Annotated in this window: 16 protein-coding genes; 12 read left to right on the top strand and 4 right to left on the bottom strand. The window is 62.6% G+C overall.

Translation table 11 applies throughout. The features are described from left to right. Positions 1-121: 121 nt before the first annotated feature. Positions 122-1105, top strand: coding sequence for a L,D-transpeptidase family protein (locus LZ536_RS01550; protein ID WP_249846548.1), 984 nt, complete (start codon positions 122-124; stop codon positions 1103-1105). Here the strand turns inward: LZ536_RS01550 and LZ536_RS01545 are convergent. Continuing rightward, positions 1102-2868 carry a cation:proton antiporter domain-containing protein gene (locus tag LZ536_RS01545; protein ID WP_249846547.1) on the bottom strand — a complete coding sequence of 589 codons (1767 nt, stop codon included), beginning with the start codon at positions 2866-2868 and terminating at the stop codon, positions 1102-1104. The genes LZ536_RS01550 and LZ536_RS01545 overlap by 4 nt on opposite strands. A gap of 194 nt (positions 2869-3062) precedes the next feature. Here LZ536_RS01545 and LZ536_RS01540 point away from each other — a divergent pair, with 194 nt between their 5' ends. Then, a complete protein-coding gene (locus tag LZ536_RS01540) occupies positions 3063-4262 on the top strand; it encodes an FAD-dependent oxidoreductase (protein ID WP_249846546.1) in 1200 nt (399 codons plus the stop codon). Here the strand turns inward: LZ536_RS01540 and LZ536_RS01535 are convergent. Continuing rightward, positions 4252-5481, bottom strand: coding sequence for an NADP-dependent isocitrate dehydrogenase (locus LZ536_RS01535; protein WP_249846545.1), 1230 nt, complete (start codon positions 5479-5481; stop codon positions 4252-4254). The two genes, LZ536_RS01540 and LZ536_RS01535, sit on opposite strands and share 11 nt — an antisense overlap. A 105-nt stretch (positions 5482-5586) precedes the next feature. On the opposite strand from LZ536_RS01535, the gene LZ536_RS01530 reads away from it, so the two are divergent. Both LZ536_RS01530 and LZ536_RS01525 read left to right on the top strand, forming a co-directional pair. Next, positions 5587-6318 carry a phosphatidylserine decarboxylase gene (locus LZ536_RS01530; RefSeq protein ID WP_249846544.1) on the top strand — a complete coding sequence of 244 codons (732 nt, stop codon included), beginning with the start codon at positions 5587-5589 and terminating at the stop codon, positions 6316-6318. Then, positions 6315-7073, top strand: coding sequence for a CDP-alcohol phosphatidyltransferase family protein (locus tag LZ536_RS01525; protein WP_249846543.1), 759 nt, complete (start codon positions 6315-6317; stop codon positions 7071-7073). Before LZ536_RS01530 ends, LZ536_RS01525 begins: the two co-directional genes overlap by 4 nt. On the opposite strand, the gene LZ536_RS01520 is transcribed toward LZ536_RS01525, so the two are convergent. Next, entirely contained in the window at positions 7045-7203 is a 159-nt protein-coding gene (locus LZ536_RS01520) for a hypothetical protein (RefSeq protein WP_249846542.1), read from the bottom strand. The genes LZ536_RS01525 and LZ536_RS01520 overlap by 29 nt on opposite strands. Before the next feature lie 188 nt (positions 7204-7391). Here LZ536_RS01520 and rpsB point away from each other — a divergent pair, with 188 nt between their 5' ends. Both rpsB and tsf read left to right on the top strand, forming a co-directional pair. Then, positions 7392-8147: a 30S ribosomal protein S2 gene (gene rpsB, locus LZ536_RS01515; RefSeq protein WP_249846541.1), complete on the top strand. Its 756-nt coding sequence runs from the start codon at positions 7392-7394 to the stop codon at positions 8145-8147. Between the two features lie 24 nt (positions 8148-8171). Then, entirely contained in the window at positions 8172-9116 is a 945-nt protein-coding gene (gene tsf / locus LZ536_RS01510) for a translation elongation factor Ts (RefSeq protein WP_249846540.1), read from the top strand. 59 nt (positions 9117-9175) lie between these two features. Here the strand turns inward: tsf and LZ536_RS01505 are convergent, their stop codons facing one another. Beyond that, positions 9176-11125 (bottom strand): toll/interleukin-1 receptor domain-containing protein, encoded by a 1950-nt coding sequence (locus LZ536_RS01505; protein ID WP_249846539.1) that lies wholly within the window; start codon positions 11123-11125, stop codon positions 9176-9178. A 151-nt stretch (positions 11126-11276) separates the two neighbouring features. Between LZ536_RS01505 and pyrH the strand changes: the two genes are divergently transcribed. The 6 genes from pyrH to LZ536_RS01475 are packed head-to-tail and all read left to right on the top strand — an operon-like array spanning position 11277 to position 16231. Continuing rightward, positions 11277-11999, top strand: coding sequence for a UMP kinase (gene pyrH / locus LZ536_RS01500; RefSeq protein ID WP_249846538.1), 723 nt, complete (start codon positions 11277-11279; stop codon positions 11997-11999). A 3-nt stretch (positions 12000-12002) separates the two neighbouring features. Further along, positions 12003-12560, top strand: a complete 558-nt coding sequence (frr, locus tag LZ536_RS01495; protein ID WP_249846537.1) for a ribosome recycling factor — start codon at positions 12003-12005, stop codon at positions 12558-12560. Then, the gene (locus LZ536_RS01490) at positions 12557-13309 is read left to right on the top strand and encodes an isoprenyl transferase (protein WP_348538800.1); all 753 of its coding nucleotides are present in this window, start codon (positions 12557-12559) and stop codon (positions 13307-13309) included. The genes frr and LZ536_RS01490 overlap by 4 nt, the downstream gene beginning before the upstream one ends. Further along, complete coding sequence (locus LZ536_RS01485; protein WP_249846536.1) at positions 13306-13941, top strand: phosphatidate cytidylyltransferase; 636 nt, start codon at positions 13306-13308, stop codon at positions 13939-13941. Before LZ536_RS01490 ends, LZ536_RS01485 begins: the two co-directional genes overlap by 4 nt. Continuing rightward, positions 13938-15098 carry a 1-deoxy-D-xylulose-5-phosphate reductoisomerase gene (locus LZ536_RS01480; RefSeq protein ID WP_249846535.1) on the top strand — a complete coding sequence of 387 codons (1161 nt, stop codon included), beginning with the start codon at positions 13938-13940 and terminating at the stop codon, positions 15096-15098. The genes LZ536_RS01485 and LZ536_RS01480 overlap by 4 nt, the downstream gene beginning before the upstream one ends. Continuing rightward, entirely contained in the window at positions 15098-16231 is a 1134-nt protein-coding gene (locus LZ536_RS01475; protein WP_249846534.1) for a M50 family metallopeptidase, read from the top strand. The genes LZ536_RS01480 and LZ536_RS01475 overlap by 1 nt, the downstream gene beginning before the upstream one ends. Positions 16232-16270 lie beyond the last annotated feature (39 nt).

The following is a 16270-nucleotide window of genomic DNA, read 5'->3' as shown; positions in this document are numbered from 1 at the left end:
GACGATGCGTGATGCATTGGGGAAAACCCGAAGGGCACGCGGCTCAGCCTAGCACTGATTACGGCGTCGCCAAGACGGTCGGGGAATCACCCTATGCCCATGGTGTAATCGCGGAACCATCATGACCCGCATGAACATCCGATACAGCATTTTGGTCGCATCCTCGGCCCTCCTTCTCGCCGGCTCGGCGTCCGCCCAGCGCGTGGAAATTGGCAACAGGACCGTTCTGGAGGCAGCACGGGACCTCAAGAACGGCGAGTTCGTATGGGCGCCGGAGCGAAGCCCGGATGGCCCGGCGCTAGTCGTCGTCAACCTGGCCACTCAGCGCGCCATTCTGTTCCGTAACGGACTGCCGATTGCGGCGAGCACCATTTCCAGCGGCGCCAAGGGGACAGAGACGCCGACCGGCGTCTTCACAATCCTGCAGAAGAACAAGGACCATTATTCCAGGACATACAACAACGCGCCCATGCCCAACATGCAGCGGCTGACCTGGAAAGGCATCGCCCTCCACGCCGGCAAGCTGCCCGGTTATCCCGCATCGCACGGTTGTGTTCGCTTGCCGCTGAAATTTTCGGAACTGCTGTTCGGTCAGACCGCTCTCGGCATGACGGTCGTCATCACCAGTCTCGCAGTTCTACCGCGGGATTCCGGTGCCCCAACCATTTCCGCGGCAGCGACGCCCGCTGCCGGGAAAGCAGCGCTCACCAACGCCACCTACGAATGGAAGCCGGAAAAGGCGCCCAAGGGCATGACGTCGGTGATCGTCAGCACCGCGGACCAGCGCGCCCTGGTCTTCCGTGACGGCGTCCAGATCGGGTCCGCGCCGGTGCATTTCAGGGGCAAGTTGAACGGCGGCATGGCCTATATCCTGCGCGCCTGGGATAACAGCGGCCAACATTGGCTGAAGCTGCAATTCTCCGGGGGCGGCGAGGCGATGGACGTCAGCCAGGCCGAAAAGGACCAATTCGACACGCCCTACGCCTTCCGCAAGGCGGTCGCGGCATCGCTCAAGCTGGGAAGCGTCATCATCGTCACGCCCGAAAGCCTGAAGTCAGGCAGCCCGGGACGTGCGCAGACGGTGATCGATCAGGACGCCAGCTAGGCCGGCGGCACCGCATCGCGCAGCCGACGGCGGCCGAGCGTCGGCTCTTCGGCCAGATGTCCTTCGTCCATGATCTGGGCTCGGAGCTGGGCGCGCTTCTCGTGAATGCTGGCAATGACGGGACCCATCGCGACCCCGATATCGACGAGGACCGCCTCTGAAAGCTGAAGGGAGGCCTCCAGCGCTTCCGGCACCGCATCGGTGACCCCGGCTCGATAGAGGCGGGCCGCGTGGTCGGTGTCGCGGGCCCGAGCGATGATCGGCAGGTCGGGAAAATCCTCGCGGATCGCCTTGGCGATGCGGACCACAAGCACCGGATCGTCCATGGTCAGGACAACCGCCTTGGCGCTGCCGATTTCCAGGCGGTCCAGCATTCCTGCGCGTCCGACGTCGCCGAAGAGGACGTTGTAGCCGTCGGACCGGGCAGCGATGACGTGATCGATGTCGCTTTCGACAGCCATATAGTCGCGGTCATGCTCCACCAGCATGTCGGCGACCATCCTGCCGACGCGGCCGAAACCGAAGACCACGGTCTTGTTGGCGACGGTGTCGCCAGCTTCGATGCTTCCCCGGTCCACACGGCGGGCGATTCTACGGCCAAGGACATCGAGAAGCGGTGTGACCGTCAGGCCGAGGGCGGTCACGACGACCCAGAAGCTGGCTGCTTCGGGATTGATGAGCCCGGCGGCGGCGCCCGTACCAAGCAGGATCAGCGTCGTTTCCGACGGGCTGGACATCAACAGGCCGGTCTGGGCGGCAATGCCGGGCCGCATTCCGCTGAGCCGCAACAACAGGCTTGTGACCAATGTCTTCGCCAACAGGACAAGCACAAGCCCAGCAAGGACTTGCGACCAGTTGTTCAGAAGAGTTGCGATGTCGAGGCTCATGCCGACGGTAATCAGGAAGACGCCCAGCGCCAGGCCGCGCAGCGGCGCGGTCATGGCCTCGACCTCGGTGTGATATTCGGTCTCGGCGATGAGAACCCCGGCAATCAGCGCGCCGACGATCGGGGAAAGCCCGATCGCGCTGGTAGCCATGCTCGCCAGGATCACCGTCAGGAGGCTAACGGCTTGGAAAATTTCCGGATTCTTAGTGCGCGCTGCCTGCGCGAAGAGCGGCGGCAAAAGGAAGCGCCCGGCAACCAGCATGGCGCCGATGACGACAACCGACTTCCACGCGACTTCGGCGATCTCCGCCCAGCCGCCCGATCCGCCTAGACTTGCAAAGACGAAGAGCAATGGCACCAGTGCCAGGTCCTCGAACAGCAGCATGGCGAAGGCGGCCTTGCCGACCGGCGAACTGGTCCCCGCGATCGGCAGGACTAGCGCCGTCGACGACATGGCGAGGGCGAGGCCGAGTAGCGCCGCTGCCGTCAGGCTGTTGCCCATGGCGATCAGGCCGCCGCCGATCAGCAAGGCGCCACCGAGCAACTCGGCTGCGCCGACCCGAAAAATCGTCTTCCGCATAGCCATCAGCCTTCGGAAGCTGAGTTCCAGGCCGATCGAGAACAGAAGCAGGATGATGCCGAACTCGGCGAACGGTTCGATCGCGTCCCGATTGGTGATGGTGACGGCATTGAGCCAGGGATAATCCGGCACCAGGGCGCCAAGGCCGGAAGGCCCGGCAATGATACCCACCAGGATGAACCCGATGATCGGCGAGATTTTCAGGCGCGCGAAGGCAGGAATGACGATTCCGGCGGCGCCCAGAATGACGAGGGCATCGGAAAGGCCCTGACCGCCAAAGCTATGTGATCCCGCCATGCTCTCATTAAGCAGGGCGGGGGCTGCCTGTCACCCTCGGCTCCGCTTCCCAAATAGGAATTGCTGTGCCAGCCTGACGTCATGACGCCACGAGCTGCCAGCGTGATGAAACCCGGCATGCCTGGGCGAGGCGCGGGTTCGCCCATTTTGGTCGCTCATCCCGAGACTTTAGTGACTTTTGGGAACGTAAGAGGATGAGTGATGACCTGATCATCGTCGGCGGCGGGCCTGCCGGGGTCATGGCAGGACTATTGTTCGCTCGCGCCGGCTGTCAGGTCCGAATCCTGGAGAAGCACAAGGACTTCTTCCGCGATTTCCGCGGGGACACGGTTCACCCGTCGACGATGGAGATCCTCGACCAGCTGGGATTGCTGAAGGATTTCCTGCAACGGCCGCACAATCGCCTCGACAAGGCGCAGCTTCGCGTCGCGGGCCGCGACTGGACCATTGGCGATCTCTCGCACCTCGATACGCCGGCGCCCTTCATCGCGATGATGCCGCAGTGGGATTTCCTCGACTTCCTGCGTGATCACGCGGCCCCCTATCCGGGCTTCAACCTGGAGATGGAAAGGCCCGTCGAAGCCTTCGTCGAAGAGAGCGGCCGCATAACCGGCGTCAGGCTCGAGAACGGCGAGACCCTCAAGGCAAAGCTGATCATCGCCGCCGACGGCCGAACATCCATCGCCCGCGCTCTGCTGCCGGTGGAAGATCTCGGCGCGCCGATGGATGTCTTCTGGTTCCGCCTGGGCAAGTCCGAAGCTCAGGAAGGGGCGCTGAGGGGCAATGTCGAGCCAGGCCGGCTGCTCGTGATGATCGATCGCGGGGATTATTGGCAGTGCGCCTTCCTCATCCCCAAGGGCGCTGCCCAAGCCTATCTCGACCGGGGCATCGAGGTCATCCGCGAGGAAGTGGCGAAGGCCGCACCCCCGGGCCTCGATCTCAAGGATCTCGACGACATCAGTGACCTGCACCTGCTCACGGTAAAGCTTGACCGCCTCGAGCGCTGGCACCGGCCCTGCCTTCTGGCGATCGGCGACGCCGCCCACGCCATGTCTCCGATCGGCGGAATCGGGATCAATCTTGCCATCCAGGACGCAGTTGCGACTGCCAACATCCTCGCCGGCCCTTTGAGCCGGGGCGACGACGTCGATGGCCTGCTGAGCCGCGTGCAGGATCGGCGCATGTGGCCGACCAAGGTCATTCAGGCCGGCCAGAAAGCGGCCCAGGATCGGCTGATCGGCCGCATCCTGCAGATCGACAAGCCAATCACCGAGGCGCCGTTGTTCGTCCGGCTGCTCGACCGTTATCCGGTCCTCCGCCGCATCCCGGGCCGGATCATCGGCCTTGGTGTGCGGCGGGAAAGGGTGCGATCCCCGCTAGCGCCTAAGCGCTGACGGTTTCCGTTTCCATCGCCGCTTCAAGGTTCGTCCGGATCGCTTCGAAGAATTGCTCGGTCGTCATCCACGGCTGTTCGGGGCCGACAAGGATGGCGAGGTCCTTGGTCATCTGGCCGTTCTCGACCGTCTCGACGCAGACACGCTCCAGCGTCTCGGCGAATTTCACCACCTCGGGCGTGTCGTCGAATTTGCCGCGATACTTGAGGCCGCCGGTCCAGGCGAAGATCGAGGCGATCGGATTGGTCGAGGTCGCCTTGCCCTGCTGGTGCATGCGATAGTGGCGGGTGACGGTGCCGTGGGCGGCTTCCGCCTCGACGGTCTTGCCGTCAGGCGTGGTCAGCACCGAAGTCATCAGGCCCAACGATCCAAAGCCCTGGGCGACCTGGTCGGATTGGACGTCGCCGTCATAGTTTTTGCAGGCCCAGACGAACTTGCCGCTCCACTTGAGCGCCGAGGCGACCATGTCGTCGATCAGGCGGTGCTCATAGACGATGCCGGCTTCCTGGAACTTCGCCTTGTACTCGGCCTCGTAAACTTCCTGGAAAATGTCCTTGAAGCGGCCGTCATAGGCCTTGAGGATCGTGTTCTTGGTGCTGAGATACACCGGCCATCCGCGGTTGAGGCCATAGTTCAGGCAGGCGTGAGCGAAGTCGCGGATGGATTCGTCCAGATTGTACATGCCCATGGCGACGCCGGCGTCAGGGAATTCGAACACTTCGTGCTCGATGACTTCGCCGTTCTCGCCGGTCCACTTGATGGTCAGCTTGCCCTTGCCGGGGACGCGGAAGTCGGTCGCCTTATACTGGTCGCCGAACGCGTGACGGCCGACGACGATCGGGTCCGTCCAGCCTGGGATCAACCTCGGAACGTTGGAAATGACGATCGGCTCGCGGAAGACCACGCCGCCAAGGATGTTGCGGATCGTGCCATTGGGCGACTTCCACATCTTCTTGAGCCCGAATTCCTCGACGCGGGCCTCATCCGGAGTGATGGTGGCGCACTTCACCCCGACGCCGTGCTTCTTGATCGCCTCGGCCGCTTCGACGGTGACTTTGTCCTCGGTCGCGTCGCGATTCTCGACCGACAGATCGTAGTAGAGAAGGTCGATGTCGAGATAGGGCTGGATGAGCCGTTCACGGATCCACTGCCAGATGATTCGGGTCATTTCGTCGCCGTCGAGCTCGACGACCGGGTTCTTCACCTTGATCTTGGCCATGGTCCGTTCCTGAAATTTCGTGGTCGGGGCGCGCCTTACGGCTCCGCCAATGCCAAGGCAACTGCGGTCATTGTGCCTGCGTTTCAGCCTCTCTAAGGAGGCGCCATGGCCATTATCGAGAAGCCCGACAGCCACCTGACCGCGGTCAAATGGCGTTTTCCCTCCGTTCATCCCGAGGGCCGCAAATATGTTCTCATCGCCGCATTCGCGACACTGCTGAGCTTCAGCCTGCTGCCGGATGCCGTGGGCTGGTTGCTCGTCGGTCTGACAATCTGGGTGGCGGCCTTCTTCCGCGATCCGATCCGGACAACACCCAGGGACCCAAAGCTGATTGTCGCGCCCGCAGACGGCCTGGTCACGATGATCGTTCGCACCGGTCCTCCGCCAGAGTTGGCGGCCGACGGAGGATTGATTGGCGAGTTCACGCGGGTCTCGATTTTCATGAGTGTCTTCGATGTGCACATCAATCGCTCGCCGATCGCCGGTAGGGTGAGCAAGATTGCCTACGTGCCAGGCAAGTTTCTCAACGCCGACCTCGACAAGGCAAGCGAGGACAATGAGCGGCAGCATTTTCTCGTCGAGCGTGAGGATGGCGTCGCCATTGGTTTCACCCAGATTGCCGGGCTCGTTGCTCGCCGCATTCTCGCTTTCGTGAAAGAGGGCGACACGGTCGGAGCCGGGGAGCGCATCGGCCTCATTCGCTTCGGCAGCCGTGTCGACGTCTACTTGCCTGCCGGCACGGGGAGCCAGGTTCTGCTTGGCCAGCGAACCATTGCGGGTGAGACGGTCCTCGGCACATTAGGTGTCGATCCGGGGCTCGGCGGCATCAGCCAGTGACTGAGAGGCGCCGAGCCGGGGGCATCCCGCTGCGGGCAATCCCACCCAATGCCGTCACCGCGCTCGCGCTCTGCTTCGGCCTCAGTGGTGTGCTGTTCGCGATCAAAGGCGATTGGGAAAAGGCCCTTGCTTCCGTCGTGTTCGCTGGCGTGCTCGACGGCATGGATGGACGCATAGCCCGGCTCTTGCGCGCCAACAGCCGCTTCGGGGCCGAGCTGGACAGCCTGTCCGACGTCACCGCGTTCGGCGTTGCGCCTACCCTGATCATGTTCCTTTGGTCGCTGCAGCATGCTCCCAAGTTCGGCTGGACGGCCGCCTTGGCGCTGGCGGTCTGCTGCGCGCTCCGGCTGGCTCGTTTCAACTCTCGCATGGATGCCGACGAGCAACCGCACAAATCGGCCGGATTCCTGACCGGCATTCCGGCGCCGGCAGGGGCTGGCCTTGCCTTTGTCCCGGTCTATCTGTGGCTGATCACAGGGAACGAGCTCTTTCGCGCCTGGTACCTGACCATGCCCTGGCTCGTATTCATCGCTTTGCTGATGATCTCCAGCGTCGCAACCTACAGTTGGGGCTCGCTACGACTTCGCCGATCTTACCGGCTGCTCGCCTTGGCAGGTGTTGGTCTGCTGGTCGCTGCCCTGATCACCGAACCCTGGCTGACCCTACTGGCCATCAGCACGATATACCTCGCGCTGATCCCGTTTAGCATGGCCTCCTATGCAAGGGTTAGGCGGCGCCGTTCAGCACAGGGTTGATACGCGTCAGCGGCCGGCCACGAAGCGCATCGCCAATCCGACGGCGGCTTTCCGAGTATGTGCTGAGAACGGAGCTTCCGGCGAGATAGGCTGCACCGGCAAAGGCAATCGAGCTGACGAATGCGAACATGTCTGGTCTCCTGTTGGATCGATATGTTCCCTATTTGTTCTCATTGTGTCAACCCCTGCCATGGGGTTGCTTCCTGTGGCGCCTTCGGCTAGGGGCGCCGCCATTCCACAGGTGGAGCGCACATACCGGTGCCAGCCGAAAGGCTGGTGACTTGCTCTCACCGAGGTAAAACCGGAAGGAGAAAGACCATGGCGGCTAACGTCGTCACCATGCAGCAATTGCTTGAGGCCGGAGCGCATTTCGGCCACCAGACCCATCGTTGGAACCCGCGGATGAAGCCGTATATTTTCGGCGACCGTAACGGCGTTCACATCATCGATTTGTCGCAGAGCGTTCCGCTGTTCGCGCGCGCCCTCGACTTCGTCCAGCAGACTGCTGCCCGCGGCGGCAAGGTGCTGTTCGTCGGCACCAAGCGCCAGGCGCAGGACGCGGTCGCCGAGGCCGCCCAGGCTTCGGGCCAGCATTTCGTCAACCACCGTTGGCTTGGCGGCATGCTGACCAACTGGAAGACCGTCTCGAACTCGATCAAGCGCCTCAAGAGCCTTGAAGAGCAGCTGTCGGGCGACACGACCGGCCTCACCAAGAAGGAAGTCCTTCAGCAGACCCGCGAGCGCGACAAGCTCGAGAAGTCGCTGGGCGGCATCCGCGACATGGGCGGCCTGCCGGACGTCATGTTCGTCGTCGACACCAACAAGGAAGAGCTGGCGATCAAGGAAGCCAACGTCCTTGGCATTCCGGTCGTCGCGATCCTCGATTCGAACTCGAACCCGCAGGGCATCGCTTTCCCGGTTCCGGGCAACGACGACGCCAGCCGCGCCATCCGCCTCTATTGCGAGGCGGTCGCCAATGCCGCGAATACCGGCAAGTCGGGCGGCGCTGCTGCCCGCGGCGAAGATCTCGGCGCGATGGCTGAGCCGCCTGCCGAAGCCGCCCTCGAAGCGTAACACCCCAGTACAAGGAGCCAAGACATGGCTGAAATCACCGCTGCTTCGGTGAAGGAACTGCGCGAGCGCACTGGCGCCGGCATGATGGATTGCAAGAAGGCGCTGGCCGAGAACAACGGCGAGATGGAAGCGTCAGTCGATTGGCTGCGTGCCAAGGGCCTTGCTGCTGCCGCCAAAAAGGCTGGCCGCACTGCTGCCGAGGGCCTCGTCGGCGTCGCCGTCGAAGGCACCAAAGGCGCTGTCGTCGAAGTCAATTCGGAAACCGATTTCGTTGCCAAGAACGAGCAGTTCCAGGACTTCGTTAAGAACGTTTCTGAAATCGTTCTCAATACCGGAAGCGACATCGAGGCGTTGAAGGGCGCGGCTTATCCTGCCGGCGGTACCGTCGAGGAGAAGCTGACCGACAACATCGCCACCATCGGCGAAAACCAGTCGCTGCGTCGTGCTGCCTTGCTGGAAGTCAGCGAAGGCGTCGTTGTCAGCTACGTCCACAATGCCGCGGGCCCAGGCCTCGGCAAGATCGGCGTGCTGGTTGCTCTCGAGAGCGCTGCCGATGCCGGTGCGCTCCAGGCGCTCGGCAAGCAGCTCGCGATGCACATCGCTGCCGCCAACCCGCTGGCGCTCAACGCCGAGGACCTCGATCCCGCTCTCCTGGAGCGTGAGAAGGCGATCGCCGTCGAGAAGGCCAACGAAAGCGGCAAGCCGGCCAACATCGTCGAGAAGATGGTCGAAGGCTCGATGGCCAAGTTCCGCAAGGAGCACAGCCTGGTCAGCCAGCTGTTCGTCATGGACAACAAGACGCCGGTCTCCGACGTCGTCGCGGCCGCCGGCAAGGATGCCGGTTCGCCGATCGCCCTCAAGGGCTTCGTCCGCTTCCAGCTGGGCGAGGGCATTGAGAAGAAGCAGGACGACTTCGCGGCGGAGGTCGCGGCTGCCGCCGGCGTAAAAAAGGACGAGCCGGTCGCCTGAACGGCGATCCGGACGAGTAAGCGTTGAGGGCGGGGCCGGAAGGCTCCGCCCTTTTCGTATCAGTGAAGCTTCGCGGCTTCTTTCTTGCAGTCGTATGGCAAATCCGGGTCCGAGCAGAAGTCCGGCCATTTCCCACTCTTTTGCCAATACGTGATCAAACCGGCACGCTCGGCAACGATCATGAAACGCGGGTCGCTACGGAATTTCTTCATCTGAGGCCGAAAGTAGATTTCCGAAATTGTCGCGAGCTCGCTAGCCTTTGGCCAACCGAGCAAGAGTTTGAAGACATCATCCTCCCAGCCGAACTCACCAGCTGTTTGAATGAAATAACTTAGACCTTCGGCGCCCCTGTCTTTTATCCGTGCGTTTATCGTTTTCCGGAGGAATGCCAGATCCGCTGGATTTCGGTCGATTCGCGCCCGCAGGAATTGAGCCATCCCAGCCTCCATGCCCTCGGCCTGGACGAATTTCAGGGCCTCGTTTGGGTCTCCGTAACGAAGGTTGAAGCGGAAAGAGACTTCCTTGACCGTATCGGTCCCGGGCCAAAGCTGCTCGGCTTTGGCCAGTTCTTCGCGGGCAGAGTCGAAGCGCCCAGCATAGAACAAGGCGGAAATATAATTGTTGAGAGCGAATGGAGACAGCGGATCGTGCTCGGCCGCGAATCTTGCGTCGTCGACCGCCTCTCGCATTTGGCCCACCCGACGTAACTGATACGCCGCCATACTGAGAACATCCGGATTGTCCGGGGATTGCCGGTAAGCCCTTTCTACAAGCTCTATCGCTTTGCCGTAGTTAGAGGCGGGCAGCAGCCAGGTCTCCGCCAGCGTCGCTTCAGCCATGTCCGGGTCAACTTTGCGCGCCTGACGAATGAATTGGGATAGCTTCTCGATTCCCGGTCTATTCTCCGCCTCATCAAAAGACGTTCCGGTGATCGACCCTTGGGTCAGCAGCAAGGTCTGCCACGCAGGCTTGAACCTCGGCGACGCCGCGACAACCTTTTCCATGGTCGCAATCACTGACGTTGGATCGACGCTGGCAACCTCCGCAACTTGGGCGCAGCCGGTGAGATAAAGCTTGAATGTCTGCGGCTTGAGGCCGCCTTCCGGGGCGGCGAGACCGTCAAGCGCGCAGGTGAGCACTCGCGCTGCGGTGAACGACATTTGCTGCTGCAGATCGGCAAGCTTTCCGGATGGTTGATCGAAGTGCTCGGACCAGAGGATGGAACGGTCTTTGCCATTCATCATGACAAGGCTAGCGCTGGCTTTATCGCTTCCTTCCTCGCTGCCGGCTTCGAGATAAAGGTCCGCCTTAGAGGACCCTTCGGCGCCGCTGACGAGCCTCAATGATCCCGTCGTCGCCGACTGCAACTGACCAAGGCTCACGGCGAGGTCTCTTGCAAGATGTGCGGCAGAGGGATCGGCTGCGGTGACCGCAACCGTATAGACGCCGTGCTTGTCCTTGCCGCCGCCAGTGAGGAGGCCGATGGCGGGGCCGAGGATGAGAAGCGCCAGGATGACGGCGCCGCCCATCAGCGACCATTTGAGAAGCGGCGACAAGCCTTCCACTCGGGACGTTCTTGTGCGGGCTGCTGGCTTTTGAGGCTCTTTGGGCAGCGTATCCTTGGGCGTGCTGTTCCCGATGCTGTCCAGCAGCTCTGCCATGCGTGGTGGCTTGCCGCGCCCTTTCCAGTTGCTGAAATCCAGGTTTTGGTATTGGCGAAATCCCATTGGCGGGCTGACCGGTTCAATCAGCACCGGCACCAAACAGCCTCGATCCCGTCCTGCGGCGGCCTCGTCACGGACCCAGGCAGAAGCGATCGAGCGCTCCGACCACAGCACAATCACAGCGTCCGATTTTTCGAGTGCCGCCTCGATTTCGCGGCCGTATTCGGCGCCGCCCTTGATGTGCATGTCCCACCAGACGAAATGGCCCGCGCGTTCCAGGGCTTGGGCGATCACTCGCGCCTTGCCGCCGTCTTCGCGATCGTAGCTGAGGAAGACTTGCGCCATCCATGCCCCCGTCTGCACGTCTAGGTGCGTCTAAACCGGCCTATGTGCAAGTTGGCTGCTGCATTAAGGCGGTTGGCAAGCCGCGAGGGCGGCCATAGAAGCGCTTTCCCGAGACGCAGCCCCAAGCTGTCTTTGAGGACAAGCCCGAGAGATGACCCGACCCAAGTTCAAAAGGATCCTGCTCAAGCTCTCCGGTGAGGCTTTGATGGGCCAGGGCCAGTTCGGCATAGACACCGAGACCGTGGCAGGACTGGCCGCCGAAATCGCCGCAGCGCGCTCGGCGGGCTTCGAAGTGTGCCTTGTCGTCGGTGGCGGCAACATTTTCCGGGGCATGGCCGGCGCCGCCAAGGGTATGGATCGGGCCCAGGCCGATTACATGGGCATGCTGGCGACGGTCATGAACGCGCTCGCGATGCAGAATGCCCTGGAACAGCTTGGTGTCGAGACCCGCGTCCAGTCCGCGATCAAAATGGATCAGGTCTGCGAGCCGGTTATCCGCCGCCGCGCCGAGCGCCATCTGGCGAAGGGCAGGGTGGTGATTTTCGCCGCAGGCACCGGTAGCCCCTATTTCACCACGGATACCGGCGCCGCGTTGCGGGCCGCCGAGATGAAGTGCGATGCGCTCTTCAAGGGAACGAGCGTCGACGGCGTCTACACCGCCGACCCCAAAAAGGTCTCCGGTGCGACGCGCTATGAAAACATTGGTTTCGACCGTGTGCTCGCGGACGACCTGAAGATCATGGACGCTGCGGCAGTCGCCCTTTGTCGTGACAACAACATCCCGATCGTCGTCTTCAATATCCGCCAGCCGGGCAATCTCACGGATGTGCTGGCGGGCCGGGGCAAGGCGACCATCGTCAAGAACGAGGAGTGAAGAATGCCGACCTATGACAAATCCGACATCCAGCGCCGGATGCATGGTGCGGTCGAAGCCCTGAAGCACGACCTCGGCGGCCTGCGGACTGGCCGCGCCTCGACGGCGCTGCTCGATCCGATCCAGGTAGAGGTCTACGGCGCCAACATGCCGCTTAATCAGGTTGCGACCGTCTCCGTGCCGGAGCCGCGCATGCTTTCGGTCCAGGTTTGGGATCGCTCGAATATCCAACCCGTCGAGAAGGCCATCCGGTCGGCCAACCTCGGCCTAAACCCGATTACCGACGGCCAACTTATCCGGCTGCCCATCCCCGACATGACCGAGGAGCGCCGCAAGGAACTCGCCAAGCTCGTCGGTCAATATGCCGAGAAAGCGCGCGTCGCCGTACGCAACGTTCGCCGCGACGGCATGGACCACCTCAAGACCGATGAGAAAAAGCACGAGATCAGCGAGGACGAGCACAAACGCCTCGAAACCGAGGTTCAGAAGCTGACCGACGACACGATCAAGGAGATCGATGCCGCCGCTCATTCCAAGGAACAGGAAATTCTCGGCAAGTGACATCCAGCCCCGCCGCACGGGAGGGGGCTGAGCCTGCTGCCACCGGCGGCGGCGCAATCCCGCGCCACGTCGCGATCATCATGGACGGCAACGGCCGCTGGGCTGCGAAGCGCGGGCTACCGCGTGCCGCCGGGCATCGCGCAGGAGCAGAAGCGGTTCGCGCCACATTGCGCGCTGCTGCAGATGCTGGTGTGGAGGTGCTTACTCTCTATGCATTCTCTTCAGAGAACTGGCGGCGGTCGGAGGAGGAGGTCACCGACCTTAAGGGCCTGCTGGCCTATTATGTCGAAAAGGAACTGGAGACGCTTCACCGCGAAGGGGTCAGGCTGCTTCTGATCGGTGATCCAAAGCCGTTTGGACCGCATCTGATGGAGCGCCTTCACCGTGCGGTTGAAAAGACAGCCGGCAACAAGCGGCTGACGCTCGTGGTGGCACTGAATTACGGATCGCGTGCCGAAATCGCCAATGCGGCCCGCAAACTCGCCGAGGAAGCGGTTGAAGGCAGCCGCGATATCGCCTCGATCGACGAGCAGGCCATCGGCGCGGCGCTTGACACTGCGGACCTGCCGGAGCTTGACCTGCTCATCCGCACCTCTGGAGAGGTGAGGCTCTCCAACTTCCTCCTCTGGCAGGCGGCCTATGCCGAGCTTTTGTTCGTCGACACGCTCTGGCCTGATTTCGACGCAAAGGCATTCAACGACGCGATTTCGCAGTTCGCGGGCCGCCAGAGGCGCTTTGGCGGCCGATGAAAGAGCTTGCCGTCCGCAGCGCCGCTGGGCTCGTCCTCATCGCTCTGGCGCTCTTCGCCGCCTACAAGGGCGACTACTTCTTCGCGATCTTTGTCGCGGCGGCATCAGTAATGATCTTCTACGAATGGCGGCGCATCGTCGCCGGCTGGGGCTTTGGCTGGAAGGTCGCCGGCTTTGTCTATGCGCTGGTACCGGCATTGTCCTTGCTGTGGATCCGCGATCGCGCGCCACAGGGGCTGGAGCTGCTGATCTGGGTGTTCATTGTTACCTGGTCGACCGACATCGGCGCCTATTTTGCGGGGCGGGCGATCGGCGGACCGAAACTTGCGCCGCGGATAAGCCCTAACAAGACCATCGCCGGGCTCGCTGGAGGTGTGATCAGCGCTACATTGGCCGGCTACGCCTGGGCAGACGCTTTCAGCCTGTCCGGTGCCCTGTTCTGGATGGCGCCGCTGCTCGCCGTGGCCGCACAGGCTGGCGATCTGTTCGAAAGCTGGCTGAAGCGCCGGGCAGGGGTCAAGGACAGTGGCAACTGGCTTCCCGGCCATGGCGGCGCGCTCGATCGTCTCGACGGGCTCGTTGTCGTCGCGACCTTGACCGCCGCTGCGCACCTCGCGGGGATGCTGAGGTGAGACGCAAGATTTCGATCCTCGGCGCCACAGGCTCGGTCGGCGGCTCGACCCTGGACCTCGTCACCCGGTCGCCAGACCGCTTTGAAGTCGTTGCGCTCACTGCTGCTACGAATGTGGCCTCACTGGCCGAAGCGGCGCGGCGCACCGGCGCACGCCTTGCGGTTATTGCCGACGAGACCCGCTTGCCGGAACTTCAGGGTGCCCTTGCCGGCACGCGCTGCCGCGCCGCTACCGGCCGCGAGGCCCTGATCGAGGCCGCTTCCGACGAAGCGGAGCTCGTGATGGCGGCGATCGTGGGTTGCGCGGGCTTGGAGCCCGTTATGGCCGGTGTCGAAGCCGGGCGAACGGTCGCGCTCGCGAACAAGGAAGCGCTGGTTACCGCCGGCTCGCTGATGACCGAAGCCGCGCGCCGGGCAGGGGCGACGATCCTGCCCGTCGACAGCGAGCACAATGCGATATTTCAGTGCCTTGCCGGGAATCGCTCTGTTGACGTCGCGAGATTGATCCTGACAGCGAGCGGCGGTCCGTTCCGCAACGCCAGCGCTGAAGACATGGCTAAAGCCACGCCGGAACAGGCGGTCGCGCACCCCAATTGGTCCATGGGGGCGAAAATATCGGTCGATTCAGCGACAATGATCAACAAGGGCCTTGAGCTCATCGAGGCTCATCACCTCTTCGGCCTCGCGCCAGAGCGCATAGACATCCTCGTTCACCCACAATCGGTGATCCACTCACTGGTCGAATATGTCGATGGTTCCGTCATCGCGCAGCTAGGCTCGCCGGACATGCGCATCCCCATCGCCCATGCCTTGGCCTGGCCGGAGCGGATGCCGACCCCGGCAGAGCGCCTCGACCTTGCTCGCATTCGGTCGCTTGATTTTGAGCAGCCGGACGAGGCCCGGTTTCCTGCCTTGCGATTGGCTCGAGAAGCACTCGCGGATGGCACCGCGGCGCCGATCGTCCTCAACGCCGCCAATGAGATCGCGGTCGCCGCCTTCCTCGATCGCCGCATCGGATTCACCGACATCGCCAGCACGGTTCAGCGGGCGTTGGAAACGATCACCCCGCAGCCGCCACAATCCATCGCCGATGTCATCGACATTGATCGCGAAGTGCGCGAAAAGGCGCACGAAATCATGCCCCTGCCTGCCAACTGATGCTTTCCCAGCCGCCTGTCTGGTTCATCCTTATCGCGTTCATTGCCGCGCTGGGGCCGCTCGTCTTCTTCCACGAGCTAGGCCACTATGTCGTGGCGCGTGTCTTTGGCGTTGGCGCTGAGAGCTTTTCGATCGGGTTTGGCCGTGAAGTTGCCGGGTGGACGGACAAGCGCGGAACACGGTGGAAAGTGGGCTGGTTGCCGCTGGGCGGCTACGTGAAATTTGTCGGAGATCTTAACCCGGTCAGCATGCCGGGAGAAGAAAAGGAAGATCTCAGTGTCGAGCAACGGAGGCGGGCGTTCCATTGCCGGCCCGTATGGCAACGCTTTCTTATCGTGCTCGCCGGTCCGGCCGCCAATTTTCTGCTGGCCATCCTGATCTTTGCAACCTTCTACGTGGCCTATGGAAGGCCAGAGACTCCTGCGGTCATTGGTCCAGTCATCGCAAATAGTGCCGCGGATCACGCCGGACTCAAGGCCGGCGACCGAATCATAAGCATCAACGGGTCGGCCACACGCTATTTCCAGGATATTCAGGCGGTCACATCCCTTCGGCCGAACTACAGTGTCGACCTGGTCTACGAGCGCGGTAGCCAGCTTCGGCGCGTGCCGGTCCGCCTTGGCTCGGAGCAAAGGCTGGACGAGTTCGGCCAGAAATATGTGGTTGGGTTGCTTGGGGTGAGGCCGCCCCAGTTGGTCTACAAGCGCCTATCGGTGTTCGAGGCTGTCCCTGCAGCCTGCGGAGCGACAGCCAACGTCACCAAGATGATGGTCGAAATCATCGGCCAGATCGTAACGGGAGAGCGGTCACCGAAAGAGCTCGGAGGTCCGCTTCGAATGGCCCAGGTTGCAGGCCAGCGCGCGAGCCTGGGCTGGTCCGATTTCGTCTATTTGATTGCCCTGTTCTCGATAAATCTGGGGTTCATCAATTTGCTGCCAGTCCCCATGCTCGATGGCGGACATCTTGCACTCTACACGGTCGAGGCGGTTCAGCGCCGCCCGGTCAGCCTGCGCGCGCAGGAATGGGCGTTCCGCAGCGGGCTCGCATTCCTCCTGGCCCTGCTCATCTTCACAACGCTCAACGATTTGGGATCATTTGGGCTTTGGGAGAGCGTTGGGCGCTTGATTGGTTAGCGGGCTTGGGGCAGGGCTTGGCGGTCATTTTTTCCGCGT

The sequence above is a fragment of the Sphingomonas alba genome (assembly GCF_023516555.1).
GTDB classification, from domain to species: domain Bacteria; phylum Pseudomonadota; class Alphaproteobacteria; order Sphingomonadales; family Sphingomonadaceae; genus Sphingomicrobium; species Sphingomicrobium album.
This window is presented reverse-complemented; position numbering and strand designations above follow the sequence as displayed.